Annotated in this window: 11 protein-coding genes; 10 read left to right on the plus strand and 1 reads right to left on the minus strand. The window is 50.4% G+C overall.

What is annotated here, in order from left to right; genetic code table 11:
* Nucleotides 1-403: 403 nt before the first annotated feature.
* Nucleotides 404-1,453 carry an LLM class flavin-dependent oxidoreductase gene (locus OXB_RS12290; protein WP_041074642.1) on the minus strand — a complete coding sequence of 350 codons (1,050 nt, stop codon included), beginning with the start codon at nucleotides 1,451-1,453 and terminating at the stop codon, nucleotides 404-406.
* Nucleotides 1,454-1,881: 428 nt separating this feature from the next.
* Between OXB_RS12290 and OXB_RS12295 the strand changes: the two genes are divergently transcribed.
* From OXB_RS12295 to OXB_RS18885, 10 genes are all read left to right on the plus strand, one after another.
* Nucleotides 1,882-2,175 carry a WXG100 family type VII secretion target gene (locus OXB_RS12295; RefSeq protein ID WP_041074643.1) on the plus strand — a complete coding sequence of 98 codons (294 nt, stop codon included), beginning with the start codon at nucleotides 1,882-1,884 and terminating at the stop codon, nucleotides 2,173-2,175.
* Between the two features lie 77 nt (nucleotides 2,176-2,252).
* Nucleotides 2,253-2,492 carry an EsaB/YukD family protein gene (locus tag OXB_RS12300; protein ID WP_041074645.1) on the plus strand — a complete coding sequence of 80 codons (240 nt, stop codon included), beginning with the start codon at nucleotides 2,253-2,255 and terminating at the stop codon, nucleotides 2,490-2,492.
* A gap of 13 nt (nucleotides 2,493-2,505) precedes the next feature.
* A complete protein-coding gene (essB, locus tag OXB_RS12305; RefSeq protein ID WP_052484012.1) occupies nucleotides 2,506-3,891 on the plus strand; it encodes a type VII secretion protein EssB in 1,386 nt (461 codons plus the stop codon).
* A gap of 39 nt (nucleotides 3,892-3,930) precedes the next feature.
* Nucleotides 3,931-8,406 carry a type VII secretion protein EssC gene (essC, locus tag OXB_RS12310; RefSeq protein ID WP_041074647.1) on the plus strand — a complete coding sequence of 1,492 codons (4,476 nt, stop codon included), beginning with the start codon at nucleotides 3,931-3,933 and terminating at the stop codon, nucleotides 8,404-8,406.
* On the plus strand, nucleotides 8,403-11,231 hold the full coding sequence (gene esaA, locus OXB_RS12315; RefSeq protein WP_041074649.1) for a type VII secretion protein EsaA: 2,829 nt from the start codon (nucleotides 8,403-8,405) through the stop codon (nucleotides 11,229-11,231). Before essC ends, esaA begins: the two co-directional genes overlap by 4 nt.
* 4 nt (nucleotides 11,232-11,235) lie before the next feature.
* A complete protein-coding gene (locus OXB_RS12320; protein WP_041074651.1) occupies nucleotides 11,236-11,760 on the plus strand; it encodes a type VII secretion EssA family protein in 525 nt (174 codons plus the stop codon).
* Entirely contained in the window at nucleotides 11,757-12,110 is a 354-nt protein-coding gene (locus OXB_RS12325) for a YwqH-like family protein (protein ID WP_041074653.1), read from the plus strand. Before OXB_RS12320 ends, OXB_RS12325 begins: the two co-directional genes overlap by 4 nt.
* A gap of 44 nt (nucleotides 12,111-12,154) precedes the next feature.
* Complete coding sequence (locus OXB_RS12330; RefSeq protein WP_041074654.1) at nucleotides 12,155-12,460, plus strand: YwqI/YxiC family protein; 306 nt, start codon at nucleotides 12,155-12,157, stop codon at nucleotides 12,458-12,460.
* Nucleotides 12,457-13,842: a ribonuclease YeeF family protein gene (locus tag OXB_RS18015; protein WP_052484013.1), complete on the plus strand. Its 1,386-nt coding sequence runs from the start codon at nucleotides 12,457-12,459 to the stop codon at nucleotides 13,840-13,842. Before OXB_RS12330 ends, OXB_RS18015 begins: the two co-directional genes overlap by 4 nt.
* A gap of 28 nt (nucleotides 13,843-13,870) precedes the next feature.
* The gene (locus OXB_RS18885) at nucleotides 13,871-14,038 is read left to right on the plus strand and encodes a hypothetical protein (RefSeq protein WP_158333703.1); all 168 of its coding nucleotides are present in this window, start codon (nucleotides 13,871-13,873) and stop codon (nucleotides 14,036-14,038) included.
* Nucleotides 14,039-14,149: the final 111 nt, after the last annotated feature.

The raw sequence follows: 14,149 nt of genomic DNA on the forward strand, positions 1-14,149 counted from the left end.
CCCATTACAACATATCTCCCTTGTCCATGTAATACATTGTATAAATGACGCAGGAGAGGATGAGGGGTTGAAGCGCTGGATTCTTTTTACCGTTGCCGTTTTCCTCGGCGTGTTGTTAGGTGTGCTGATGACGGTCTTTATGGAGTCTTGGTGAATAGGAAATTACGAAAAGGCGGAGCTTCCTAAGACGAGGGGGCTCTGTTTCCATGCAATGGATTCACTTCCTCATTACTGGATCTGCCTTTCATCGTGATGACCGGGAACATCTGATTGCATGCGGGTGAGTTTGGATTACTGAAAAGATCTTATTTAATGAAAGGACTTTTGCTAGATTCGGAACAGCCTTGATTCAATTAGAATATCTAAAACAGCGCTTCGCTAAATCTGCGAAGGGCTGTTTCCCTTATGAACCGGCTTCCCATTCGGCGATTTGTTGCCGCACTTTCGGGGCCACTTCCGTGCCGAGCAGCCGGATGGCGTTCAGGACGTCCGCATGCGGCATGGAGCCGAGCGGGACGTGAAGCATGAAGCGGGTGATGCCGACATGCTTTCGCAGATGGACGATCTTTTCGGCAACTGTGTCCGGACTTCCCGCATACAGTGCGCCTTCCAAGCTCCTCGCCGCGTCGAATGCTGTGCGGTCGTAATGTCCCCAGCCGCGTTCGCGCCCGATGACATTCATGGCGTATTGAGTGGAAGGGAAGAATTGTTCGACCGCCAGTTCGTCCGTTTCCGCAATGAAGCCGTGCGAGTGGGAGGCGATCGGCAGCCGGGTTACATCATGTCCCGCTTGGGCGGCAGCTTGTTTGTACAGTTTAACTAGCGGGGCGAATTGCAACGGTCTTCCGCCGATGATGGCCAAGACGAGCGGCAGACCCAATTGTCCTGCACGGACGACCGATTGCGGCGTGCCGCCACTTCCGATCCAGATCGGCAGCGGTGTCTGGACGGGACGTGGATACACCCCGCGGCCCGGAATCGACGGGCGGTGCTTGCCGGTCCAAGAAATGATTTCTTCCGACTGCAATTTTAATAATAAATCCAACTTCTCATCGAACAGTTCATTATAATCTTGCAGATCATACCCGAACAAAGGGAACGATTCGATGAATGATCCCCGTCCTGCCATGATCTCCGCCCGTCCATCCGATATGCCGTCCAATGTCGCGAAGTCCTGGAACACCCGGACGGGATCCGCCGAGGAGAGGACCGTCACGGCACTCGTCAGCCGGATCCGTTTTGTGCGGGAAGCCGCGGCCGCCAAGATGACGGCAGGGGAGGAGGCGGCATAATCTTTCCGATGATGCTCGCCCACTCCGAAAACGTCTAATCCAACTTCATCCGCCAAAACGATTTCTTCCACCACTTCCCGGATCCGCTCGGCATGACTGATCGTCTGCCCGGTCTTCACATCGGGTGTCGTTTCTACAAAAGTACTGATGCCAATCTCCATTATCCAACCTCCTAGTTTACCGTAAGTCTACAATAAATCATCCTCTCATATCCAACGTTTCGTCCCCATTTGATTGGCAATCAACTGGGAAATGCGTGATAAATGAATCGAAAGAAACAGAAAGCTAGTAATCTGGTTTATTTTCTATCAATAAATACTCAATTTTTCTATGGCATCAGGTAGTTGTTCAGACCGAATTTCCTTCCTCGACTGCCAGTGGTGACTAATAACTCGGTACCCAATGCCTATCGCCATTTCGATGGATTTTGGATTCTTTTGACAAGGAAATTCCGAGTATGCTATTCATTAGAGTGAACGTTTGCTTTGATTTTCCATTGGAACGGAAATACCTGTACTGGAAAGGTGGGGGATCCTTCTTTCCATGCAGTTATTTTATAAAAAATTTACATGAATTGGAGAGATGAAGCATGTCAGGAATCATTCGCGTTACACCCGCAGAGCTCACGGCAATGGCCAACCGTTATAACCACGAATCGGGGGAAGTTGCATCGCAAATCGGCCGTCTCGATGGCATGATCGGCGAATTGCAATCCGTCTGGGAAGGGGCTTCCAGCGTCGCATTCGCAGAGCAATACGAACGCCTTAAGCCGCATTTCAATGAAATGAGAGAATTATTGAGCGAAATCGGAATCCAGTTGAACCGTGCAGGGGAAGCATTGCAAGATGCGGACCAGCAAGTGGCAAGTCAAATTCGCGGCTGAATGCAATCCATATGTATCGTATTCGGAAGCGTCTTTCGTTCAAGTGGAAGGCGCTTCTTTCTTTGGAGGGGACCATCATGTACATAGAAGTCACCGTGGATCTGTCCCACTACGATGCCGAAGAATTCGATTTGCGGCTTTCTGATTTTCATTCGATCAAGAAAATGATCGACATCGCATGGCAAGCCCGTTCGATTTCCGAAAGGCAACGGGAAGGGCATTGGGTACGAGTGGTGAATAAACAGACAGCATTTCCGGGTTATCTCACGTTGGCCGAATGCGGCATCACGACCGGAGACCGGCTTGAAATTTTGTGAAGGGGAAATCGGGATGTCCAAAAAAACAAGCTCTTATTTTGAGAATTTAGTAGATACCGAAGTCCTCCGGGAAGAAAATCACGTCACCTTGGCTTTCCACCGGGAGCGGATTGGCTTGAAAAGTGAGGCCGCCATCGAGTTCCTGCGGGAAGCTGAACCGGCCATCCGGAAGGAGATCCGGGTGACGGAAGATGAATTGATCATCCAAGCAACGATTCCGCCCACTTTCCATCCATTCGAATCTTTGCGGAAGGAAGATGTGAAAACGAGATGGATCTTTGCCCATCAGCTCATTGAGAAGGTGGAAAACCACCCGCATGAACGGCTCACTGTTGTCGTCTGTCCGGAAAATATCGTCCATAACACAGGGATGACGCCGTTTTTCATCCATTACGGGGTGATGGACGGATTGCCGCCTGCCGAACCGGATCCGAACCGGGTCTGGCTGGAAACGAAAGCATCCGTCGCCGCTGCCGTAGATGGATCCAAAACGTTCGACGAATATATCAAATATGCGGACGCCTTGAATTTGAATGCAACCGAATCCGCCATTTTATCCGCCGTCGATCCCGAGGAATTAAAAGCATACTGCAAAGGACAAATCGAGTGGCTGGACCAACAAGAGAAACTATACATACAGATGCCGAAGAAGAAATGGAAGACTTGGCAAATGACCACATTCGCTCTCGGGATTATCTTGATTCCCGCATTTATTTTCATGTTCCATTATTTCATTTATAAGAAACCGATGAATGAAGCGTATTTGGCGAGTCACCAGCAATTTTTGAACCATCGGTATAGTGAAGTTGTGACGGTCCTTGAGCCGCAAAGTGTGAAAAAGATGCCTTATGTCGTGTTGTATGAGGCGGCGTATGCGTACGTCTCGAACGAACGGCTGGATGAAGAGCAGAAGCGGAATGTCCTGGCCAATATCACTTTGCAGACTGATGCGGATTATTTGAAATACTGGATTTACATCGGCCGGGCGGAAGCGGAAAAAGCGGTCGATTTGGCGAGGTCGATGGAAGATGGCGAGTTGCTCGTGTACGGTTTATTGAAGCGGCGGGAAGAGATCCAAGCGGAAAAAGATTTGACCGGCGAGGAGAAGCAGCGGCTGTTGGAGGAAATCGATCACGAAGTCGAAGAATATGAAAAGCTGATGGAACAAGAGGCCGAAATGCAGCAGCAATTGGAAGCGGATCAGGAAAAGCCTGCCGAATCAGAAAAGCCGGAGGTGCAGCAGCCGGCGAAAGAAGAGGAACCGCCTGCAACGAAAGACAAACCGGCAGATGCCACTCCGACTTCAAAAGAAAAGCCGGTGGAAGGAAAGGCGAAGCCTGATGAGGAAAAACCAAAGGCCCCTGTTTCGGAGAAAGAGCCGAAGCCTTCAGGTGAATAAATGATGTCCGCAGTTTACATGAAAGTAGGTGAGTGTTAGGTGGAGCTTTGGCTGTTCTATGACCGGTATTCGCAACGGGTCCAGTTCCAGGAATACGATTTTAAACGTCTGACAATCGGTCCATCCGTCGAGGATGACGTGACGATGTTGACGTTTCCGTTCCCTCGCGGCTCCATGATGATGGAGGAAGGGAAGGACGGGTTTGATCTCCGGGAAGACGGGGAGCTGTTAGGCGTTTTGACGAAAGAAGGAAAAGTCTCCATTCCCCGGAAAGGGAGGGTGCTGGATCTTTATGTGACATCCTCCATGTCCCGTGAAAAGACGTATTATATCGGGTTTGAAAAGGTCATTTCTTTCGGGTGTCAAAACGATCATGCGACTTGTCAACTTCTGGACCGCGCTTTCCCCGCCCGGCCGGGAGGCTCTTTTTCTTTAGTCAAGACAGCGTCGGGATGGCGCATTGAAATGGATGACACTTGCCTGTTGTATCGGAACGGGGAGCAGTTGGAAGGGCATCCGCAGCTGAACCTCGGCGATCTGGTGCAATGGGAGTCGATGGAAATCCGCTTGCTGGAGCCGGACGTTCTCGCCATCCGTTCCGTCGGTGCATACCGGACGGAACTTCCCGAGTTCGAGTTGCCGAAGTCCGAGATGGCGGAAATCTATCCCGATTATCGTCGGACCCCCCGGATGATCCATGAGCTGCCGGATGATAAAGTGAACCTGACATTCCCTACGCAAGAGAACGATAATTTGGGCAGAGGGCTTTGGCTCATCGTCCTGCCGCCGCTCGTCATGCTCATTGTGCTAGGGCTTGTGGCGATTTTGATACCACGCGGGATTTTCATCATCATTTCCATCACGATGTTCACGGTGACGCTTCTGACGTCCACCGTCCAATATTTCAATGACAAAAAAAGACGGAAATTGGGCGAGGAAAAGAGGAAGCGCGTCTATACGGCGTACTTGAAAAATATGCGGGAGGAGCTCTACGCATTAGCGAAAAAACAGAAAGACGTCCTTCGATTTCATTTTCCTTCATTTGAACAGATGAAACATATGACGGACCGATTGTCCGGCCGTATTTGGGAGAAGACATTGGATAGCCATGACGCATTGGAGTTCCGTCTCGGCACGGGGCCGGTTCCGTCCAGCTATCAGATTTCATTGTCCTCCGGGGATTTGGCGAACCGGGAAACGGATGATCTGCTGGCCCAGTCGCAGAAAATGGAGTCTGCATTCAAGGAAATTGCAGAAGCTCCGATTACGGCAAGTTTAGCTAAGGGTGCGGTCGGGTTGATCGGAAAAGAGTCGATTCTACGGAATGAGTTGAACCAATTGGTTGGACAGCTCGCTTTTTTCCATAGCTACCATGACATGCGGTTCATTTATATTTTCAAGCATGCCGATTATCCGAAAGTGAAATGGATGAAGTGGCTGCCTCACTTCACATTGCCGCATATGCATGCGAAAGGGTTTATTCATAACGAGCAGACACGGGACCAGCTCTTGTCCTCGCTTTACGAAGTGATCCGGGAACGGGATGGCGATGAGAATAAAGGGAAGGTGATTTTTGCCCCGCATCTCGTGTTCATCGTGTCGGATTATCAATTGATTGCGGAACATAGCATCCTGGAATATTTGGAAGGGAAGAACTTGCAGGAGCTCGGCATTTCCGTCATCTTCACAGCGAGCGCACAGGAACGCATCCCGGAGAACGCCAAGACCCTAATCCGCTATTTGAATGAGCGGGAAGGCGAGATCATCATGGATGCGAAAAAGGCGGTCCGTGTCCCGTTTCGCCTCGATCGGGTGGACGACGGGACGAATGAGCGATACGCCCGGATGTTGAAGACCTTGAATCATCAAGTCGGCATGGTCAGTTCCATTCCGAAAATGGTGAGCTTCTTGGAACTATACGGCGTAAAAGAGGTCGAACAGCTGCCGATCGAGCAGTTTTGGCTGACGAACGAATCTGCAAAATCGATGGCAGTGCCGATCGGTTTCAAAGGGAATTCGGACGCCGTGGAGTTGAATCTCCATGAGAAGGCGCATGGCCCCCATGGTTTGCTCGCGGGGACGACCGGTTCCGGGAAAAGTGAATTTTTGCAGACGTTGATCTTATCGCTTGCCGTCAAGTTCCATCCCCATGAAGTGGCCTTTTTGTTAATTGACTATAAAGGCGGGGGGATGGCTCAGCCATTCAAGAACATCCCGCATCTGCTCGGGACGATTACGAATATCGAGGGAAGCAAGAACTTCAGTATGCGGGCGCTCGCTTCCATCAACAGCGAATTGAAGCGCAGACAGATCCTGTTTGACCGATCCAGCGTTTCGCATATCGATGAATATACGACGCTATACAAAGAAGGAAAGGCACCGGAGCCGATGCCGCATCTGCTGCTTATTTCGGACGAGTTTGCCGAATTGAAAAGCGAAGAGCCGGAGTTCATCCGGGAGCTGGTCAGTACGGCACGGATCGGCCGGAGCTTGGGCGTCCATCTCATCCTGGCGACGCAGAAGCCGGGCGGTGTCATCGATGAACAGATTTGGAGTAACGCCCGGTTCCGGATCGCCTTGAAAGTGCAAGACGAATCGGACAGCAAGGAAATCCTAAAAAACAATGACGCGGCTTCCATCACGGTGACCGGCCGAGGCTATCTGCAAGTCGGCAATAATGAAGTATATGAATTATTCCAATCGGCTTGGAGCCGGGCCCCTTACATGGAAGAAACGTTTGAAGGCGAGGATGAAATCGCCATCGTGACGGATCTCGGATTGTATCCGCTATCCGGTATTCAAACCCGCCCTGCTTTAAATAAAACGAAAATCACCGAAATCGAAGTGGTCACGGATAGGATCGTCCAAACCCAGCAGGAACTCGGAATCCGGAAATTGCCGAGTCCATGGCTGCCGCCGCTTGCTTTGCGGATTGACAGGCCGACAGAGAAGGAGCTGAGACCTTCCGTTGTCCCGCTCGGAATGATTGACGAAGCCGAGAAGCAGAGCCAGTCCGCGATCGGCTACCATTTGATGGAAGACGGGAATGTCGGCGTCTTCGGTTCACCGGGCTATGGTAAATCGTATACATTGTTGACGTTGGCGCTCGGCATCGCGGAGAAGCTGCCTCCGGGACAAGCCCATTTCTATATTCTGGATTATGGCAACGGTTCTTTATTGCCCCTGCGTCAACTGCCGCATACGGCGGATTATTTCACGCTTGGGGAAGATTTGAAACGCCGGAAGCTGATCAAGCGGATCACAGATGAAATCGCCAAGCGGAAACGGGCATTCCAGCAAGCGGAAGTGAGCCATATCGGCATGTATAACGAGGTGGCCTCCGAGCCGTTCCCATTCTGGTACATCGTCGTCGACAATTACGATCTTGTGCGGGAGGAAATGGAAGAGACCGAACTGCTGCTGAATCAATTCGGCCGGGACGGGCAATCGCTCGGCATTTATCTATTTGTCGGGGCGACCCGGGCCCAATCCGTCCGCCAGTCTCTCATGAACAATCTCAAAACGAAAATTGTGCACTATCTGATGGACTCCTCGGAAGCATTCGGGATTGTCGGACGTGTGCCATTCGATTTGGAGCCGTTCCCGGGACGCGCAGTCCTTAAAAAGGAAGAGGCGCATTTTGCCCAAGTTTACTTGCCGGCGAAAGGAGAGACCGATTGGGAAGTGCTCGAATCAGTGAAGGAAGCTGTCCGGTCCATCAAAGAACAATACCGGGGCCATCCGGCGGCCGAACCGATTCCGATGTTGCCGCTTGAATTGACGACCGATAATTTCTTCGACTATGTGAAACGTCCATTACAAGCTGGCCAATTGCCGATCGGTTTGGACGAGGACACCGTGCAACCTGTTTTGCTCGATTTCACCAAGACCAATCACTGCCTGATCATCGGGCAGCCGCAGCGCGGCAAGACGAACCTACTGAAGTTGCTGCTTCATCAATTGAACGAGCAGGAGAAGGGCTTCATCGGCATTTTCGACTCGTTCGACCGGGGATTGGCGGAGTTCGGCAAAGAGGAAGACGTCGACTACTTGGAGACGAAAGAGCGGTTGGCGGATTGGCTGCAAGTGGTGGAATTATACTTCGAGCGGACCGAGGAAATCTATTTGGAAAATCTCCAGAATGGCAAGCCGACGACGATCCTGCCATCCTTTTTCATCATCGACGGCTATACGAGATTTTTGCAAACCGTCGATCCGGGAATTCAGGATCGGTTGGCGAAGCTGATAAAGAAATACACGCATCTAGGTTTGAACATCATCGTGTCCATTACGAATGCGGAAATTACGAAAGGGTATGACCCGTTCACGAATGAGTTGAAACTCGTGCGGCAAGCCCTCCTCTTCATGAGGAAATCCGAGCAGACGTTGTACACCTTGCCGTATGAACGGAAAGAGCCGGAATTGCCGCTCGGCTATGTCCACTACGTCCTGAACGGCTACGACCTAAAAGTGCTCACACCTTTATGCAAGTTGGAGAGGAAGATTGTGCAATGAGTAGCAATAAAAAACAAAAAATTAGATTGATAGCCGTCATGCTGTTAATTCTTGCAATTCCCATCGTGTTTTTCCAGTTGTTGGGTGGCAGTCTTCTCCATGTGAATGGCCAACAGAAGCGGATCATCGCCATTGTCAATGAAGACCTCGGGGATGCCCGGGACGGGGAGTCGATCGAGATGGGGAAGGAAGTCGTCTCGATCCTCTCCGACAATTCTCCCTATGAATGGAAAGTGCTCGGGCGTGGTCAGGCGGCGAATGGACTGAAGTCGAACCAATACGAAGCCATCGTCTATATCCCTTCCGATTTTTCGGAGCGTATCATGTCGTATGACGAGCGAAATCCGCAAAAAGCGGAATTTTCCTACCAAGTGCAACGTCAGAAGGATGGCGCACAAAAGGAAAAAGTGCTAAATGAAATCAAAGAAGCGACTAGCCGGGTGAATGATAAAATCTCCACATTGTACTGGAGTTATGTCGCGCTGGAAATGGACCACATCAAAAAGGAATTCGATACGATCCTGACGAAGGAGACTGAATTCCTTGATGCGATGTCCGAATACTACAAGCCAGGCTCTGAGGCGCTTGCAGAAAAGATGAGACAGCAAAAGGAACAAATGGAGGGAATCCGTTCCCTCATCGGCAATGCGGGGGAAGCCCATAACACGCATATCCAGAATGCGGAAACATTCGGAGCGGAATTGTCCGACTTTGTTTCCTATGTCGATCAGTATAAAAATTTCCAAGCCCAGCAAAAGGACATTTTGCTGCAAGTGCAAACGACAAGCTTAGAAAAAATCCAAAACGCAGCTGCCGCGCAAACAGAGCGATTCAACGAATCCCTCCTGGCCTTGGAGGAAAACAATGAGGAATTGAACTCCAAGATTACGGAAGTGAATGAAGCGATCGAGGACAATAAAGAAAAGCTCGATGCTTTGGCCGAGCTGCGTCAACAGCAGGTCGATCGTCAGGTGGACGAACTGCTTGCCGTACAAGGGACGGCCATCGATCGGTATAACCACTCGCTTTTCAGCCGGCTGGAAAAAGAGCTGGAGGAAGGGAAGAGAGGTGCCGGCAAACCATTCTCATCTGAAGACATCGAAGGCTTGCCGTATCAAAAAGAATGGCAGTCCATCCAAAATGATCTGCTAGCAAAATCGCAGGAGAAAACTAACCGGGCAATACCCAATATGGCGGAGGAACAACAAAAGTCAAAGGAACTCCTAGCCGCATTGGCCATGTTGAAGACGAAAGTCGGGGAAGATGAGCTCGGCCAGCAGTTGGCAGCCGATATCTCCCAATTGGAAACAGAGTTTAAATCGCTCAACGATTCGATGGTAGAAAAGGCTCAGTCCTTGAATGAAATGGCCAACAGCGATGCCGGACATATGCGGACAGCAGCCAATGAATATCAAGATCTCTATGCGTCGTTCGAAACACTCGCTGGAAAGTTCAACACGTTCCGATCGATTCTTGAGAACACGCCGGCAGACCAGACCGGCATCCGCTACGCCATTCATTTGAAAGAAGAGGCCTTGCTGAAAAATCCGGCATTGTCGGCTGTGGAGCAAGAACAATTCAAAAAGCTGTTCACTCAACCTACCGTGTCTGCAGAGACCGCTTCGCTTATGTCCTATTATGCAAAATTGGACCAATACGAGTACATGCTTGAGGAACGCCAACGGGGAGCGATGAAACAGGAACTGCTGAAAGACAAAGTGGTGAAGGACCTGTTAACCGAGGTCGTGAAACTGAATGAGGAAGAGCTGGCAGGCTGGAGTTCAGTCGGCGAGAGCATTCCGCAGACCGAACTTGGCATGGGCAATGTAAGCTCTTCATTCGCCGCAATCATGTCCGGCTATGAGCAATCGATGGAAGAACAACATCTGGCGTTGCAAAGCGATCTGGATTCCATCAACGAACAAGCGGCCACTCTCTTGGCACAGCTTCAATCGACCGAAGGGGAGCCGGTCCAGGCAGTCGCGGAAGGCCAAGTGCTCGGCGGCCAGCAAAATATCAGCTCCCAACTGGTGTCTTTGAGCAGCCAGATGGCCTCCTTGTCTGAGCGGCAAGACGGTTTGGTCAATTACGCAGTCGATTTGTATGGGAAAGCGAATGATTTGAAAGACACCTCCGCCATCTTCAGTGATAAATGGCAGACCAACCTGGAGGAGATGTCCGAATTCCAAGGTGATATCGAAGGGTATCTCGCCAACACATATGTCGACGGTCAGGAAAACGGCTATGTATTCAATTATCTTGTCAATCCGTTGGAAATCCGGGGAGAAGCACTGTTGGCGGAAGAGATGAAGAAAGTGCCGCCACTGATTCTGTTCGTCATCTTATTGATCAGCAGCTTGCTCATCGGCTTTTTCACCCATCGGTTCGGGAAGGGGATCGGGTCCCGTGTCGGATTGGGAATGATCGTCCTACTATCCTTGCTTGTCGGATTGATCATCAGTCTGTATAGCGTCAATATGTATATACTCCGAGACGATCGGGCCATCGAGTGGACTGTTTTCACCGTATTATTATTGCTCGCGGGCGCCGCGCTCATCCGGGCAGCACTCGATGTCAATCCGACGGTCGGATGGATCGCCGCCATGGTGCTCATGGGGTTGTACATGATCCCGTTGCTCGTCTTGGGCGTTCCGGAAATCAGAGTTCCCGATCTCGTATCGAAAGTGTTCATTTCCATCAAGTATGAGCCGGAAACCCTATTCGGATGGGGTGCGACCACCGTCGGTTTACTTGCCGTCGCCCTGTTAGCAATTTCCTATTTTCTCAATCGTCCCCGAAAAATTGAAACTTCCACGGCGGAATAACGGTATGAATAGGAAGCTAGTTGCTGTTCTTCTGTTAGCGTCGTTCAGTTGGATCGCACGTCCGGCAATCGGGACCGCGGATTCCGATGAATTCATCAAGGAATTGGAACCGGTGTTGTATGAGAAGTTGCAGTTTAAAAAGAATACCGATTATCTGCATGATGCAGGGAAGATCAAAATGAAAAACACGATTCCGGTGAAGCAAATCGATATCCAATTCGATGGGAGCCGGAAATTGCCGGACCGCGGCGACACGGTGAACCTGTTCCGGACAGCGGAACGGAGCGAGAGGGGCACCGTGGCTGCCAAGTCGAAGGAACTCGGCCTTTTTTCCAATGAAGTGTCAAAGCGCGAGGAAGCTTCGGTCGGGCCGGGTGTCATCGATGGACCGTCCTCCAATTCAGGCGGCCGAACGCTGGTTTTCATCTTGTTGATCGCCATCGGGGCCATCGTGCTGTTCACCGTTTTCATACCGAAAATTATTCAAGAATCTCCGGCGGAGGAGAGGAGAAAGGGGAGTCACTCATGATAGCTTTTTATATCGCGTTAAAAGCGAAGAAATTGAATGAGGTGGCACGGCTGCAAGCTTGTCAGGCAAACTTGGAAAGCAAGCAAGGAGAATTCCAGCAAAACGAAGGGAAATGTTTGGAACCGGAATTGACATTGACGACATGGCATGGAAATCATGCTTCCGATTTTGACGATATCCGGGATGCGGATATTCATGCTTCCTACTTGGAGCTCTCCGGCGATCAATTCACAAAAGTGTTTGATGCGATTGCGGCCAAAATTGCGGAGCTCCAAGCGGAAATCGTGCAAATCCAAGCGACGATCGACCGATTGCTGGCGGAACAGGCGGCAGCAGCTGCGCAGTCGTAAGAAAAACAATAGGGGTTATGAATAATTGAGAGGGAGGCATCACCATGACAGAAATGAAAGTCATATATGCAGAGGTGGAAAACCAGCTGGGCGAAATTGTAGGTGCAGCGGAAGGATTGGATCCGAAAGCTGTCCCCCCCATCTCCCAAAACCAGTTGGACGTCGTCACCAAATTGACAACGTTGCAGACGCAGTTGGAGACATTGTTGACGAACTATAAAACGTTATTGCTCAAAAACATGGAAACGACGGAGAAGTCGGTCGAATTCATCCGTACATCGGACGAACATGTCGGCAAGGGGATTGCAGGTGCCGCCGTCGCATTCGATCACAGGAGCATGATTAAATGAAGATCCTGAAGGTGAGCACTTTCACGGACGGTCTGCAGCAAAACATGACTATGCTGGATCGGCTGGAAGGGGAAATCCAGCAAATCGATACGACGATCCAGAAGTTGGTCGGCATGGACGATGCACTGAAAGGGGAAGGCGGGAATGCCATCCGTGCCTTTTACCAAGATTGCCATTTGCCGCTCTTGCAATTTATGCAGCTTTTCAAAAGCAATTTCCATAGCGTACTGAAACAGATGGAAGCGGCGTTGGAAACATTGGAATCCAATCCTGACGGATATATCCAAGAGAGCTTCTTGGACGGGGATGTGGAGGAAGGTCTGACGGAAATTTCCCAAGTGACAGCGGGATTGACCGATGAAGCGAACGCCATCATGACCAAAGTCGCTGACATTGTCGCCCTGCCCAATTTGGATGACAGCGATGTCCAAAGCGGGGTGGATACGGCAAAAAAACGCCGGGACCGCACAATTGCCGATTTGAACATGTTTGATTCGACCCAAACGGAAGCGTTAGCGAGCGTGGAGTCCGATTTATTGACGATGGAGTTATGGTTGATGGACATCCAGTCGCTTATGGAAGATAACTTGACGGATGTATCGTTCCCGTCCGACCAGTGGGCTAAGTATGCTGCCGGGGCACCGCTCCAGGTCGTACTGGATCACCGCACGACACCGGTCGGAGGTACGTTATCATCAGGCGAAAAGAAAGAGGATGTCGGGAATGGCTACTTCAATCTGGAAGAATTGAAAGGGATGAAAAAAGCGGCGAAAGACTCCTCAGCGCAAGAAAGAATTGCGGCGGTTGACAAGCCGCTGGAAGAACTTGCGGAAGGGAATATCCTTTGGAAGCAAGAGCATGGGAATCACGTCATCAGCGAAGGCGCACCAATCAATTATGACGCGCTTGGTGTGAAAACAGACTCGATCGACCTGTACGGGCATGACGTCAAGTATGCAGTGATAGACGGGAATTTCATCCTGTTCAAAGATAACCCGAATTTGCAATACTATACGCAAGGCGCAGAGCAAGGCCAATTCAATTACTATGCCGGCAAAACAACACAAGCGGTAGCGAATCTATATGGAACGCTCGGTATGATGAAAGTGCTCGGCAAAGTGCCGGGCGTGAACAAGGCGGCGGACCTCATAAACAAGAAAGCTCCAACAGCCGGTTCGATCGGGAAGGGAGTCGCTTCCTATGAAATTCAATCGCGCGTGCCCATGTGGGGCGAAATCATCGGGACTTCAGTTCCGGCGGTCGGCACGAAAGAAATCATTCTCTACATTAGCGAAGATGAGGGCGAGAAATGGCCGAAGCGGGTCCGTTTTGTAGTCAGTCCCGAAGGTGTGGTCACTCCGCATAAATGGGAAGTGAAATAAGGCCATCCGGTAGGCCAGGAGGTTTGGAATGGGACCGATTCAACTCGTGATTGTCATTGCCGCGGCCATGATCATCAAAAATCATTTCTGGGAAAAAGACAAACGGAAACCGAACGGCTTGCGCACCTTGTTTGAAATTGTCGCAGTCGTAGCGATTATTCTCACGTTGGAACACTTTTTTCCTTTTTTAAGATAGAAACTTCTGAGGGCAGGGTGAGGAGACATGTCACTTTTTCTACAGGATTTAAACTTAAAAACTTATTGTCCAGTGACTTTACACCAAATTTGAAGGAAAATCAAAAGGGCG

Origin of the sequence: Bacillus sp. OxB-1, assembly GCF_000829195.1 — a bacterium.
GTDB lineage: Bacteria > Bacillota > Bacilli > Bacillales_A > Planococcaceae > Sporosarcina.

What these genes read in the sequence shown, in the direction of transcription:
- OXB_RS12290 (WP_041074642.1), bottom strand. Translation starts at nt 1,453, where the DNA reads ATGGAGATTGGCATCAGTACTTTTGTAGAAACGACACCCGATGTGAAG.
- OXB_RS12295 (WP_041074643.1), top strand. Translation starts at nt 1,882, where the DNA reads ATGTCAGGAATCATTCGCGTTACACCCGCAGAGCTCACGGCAATGGCC.
- OXB_RS12300 (WP_041074645.1), top strand. Translation starts at nt 2,253, where the DNA reads ATGTACATAGAAGTCACCGTGGATCTGTCCCACTACGATGCCGAAGAA.
- essB (WP_052484012.1), top strand. Translation starts at nt 2,506, where the DNA reads ATGTCCAAAAAAACAAGCTCTTATTTTGAGAATTTAGTAGATACCGAA.
- esaA (WP_041074649.1), top strand. Translation starts at nt 8,403, where the DNA reads ATGAGTAGCAATAAAAAACAAAAAATTAGATTGATAGCCGTCATGCTG.
- OXB_RS12320 (WP_041074651.1), top strand. Translation starts at nt 11,236, where the DNA reads ATGAATAGGAAGCTAGTTGCTGTTCTTCTGTTAGCGTCGTTCAGTTGG.
- OXB_RS12325 (WP_041074653.1), top strand. Translation starts at nt 11,757, where the DNA reads ATGATAGCTTTTTATATCGCGTTAAAAGCGAAGAAATTGAATGAGGTG.
- OXB_RS12330 (WP_041074654.1), top strand. Translation starts at nt 12,155, where the DNA reads ATGACAGAAATGAAAGTCATATATGCAGAGGTGGAAAACCAGCTGGGC.
- OXB_RS18015 (WP_052484013.1), top strand. Translation starts at nt 12,457, where the DNA reads ATGAAGATCCTGAAGGTGAGCACTTTCACGGACGGTCTGCAGCAAAAC.
- OXB_RS18885 (WP_158333703.1), top strand. Translation starts at nt 13,871, where the DNA reads ATGGGACCGATTCAACTCGTGATTGTCATTGCCGCGGCCATGATCATC.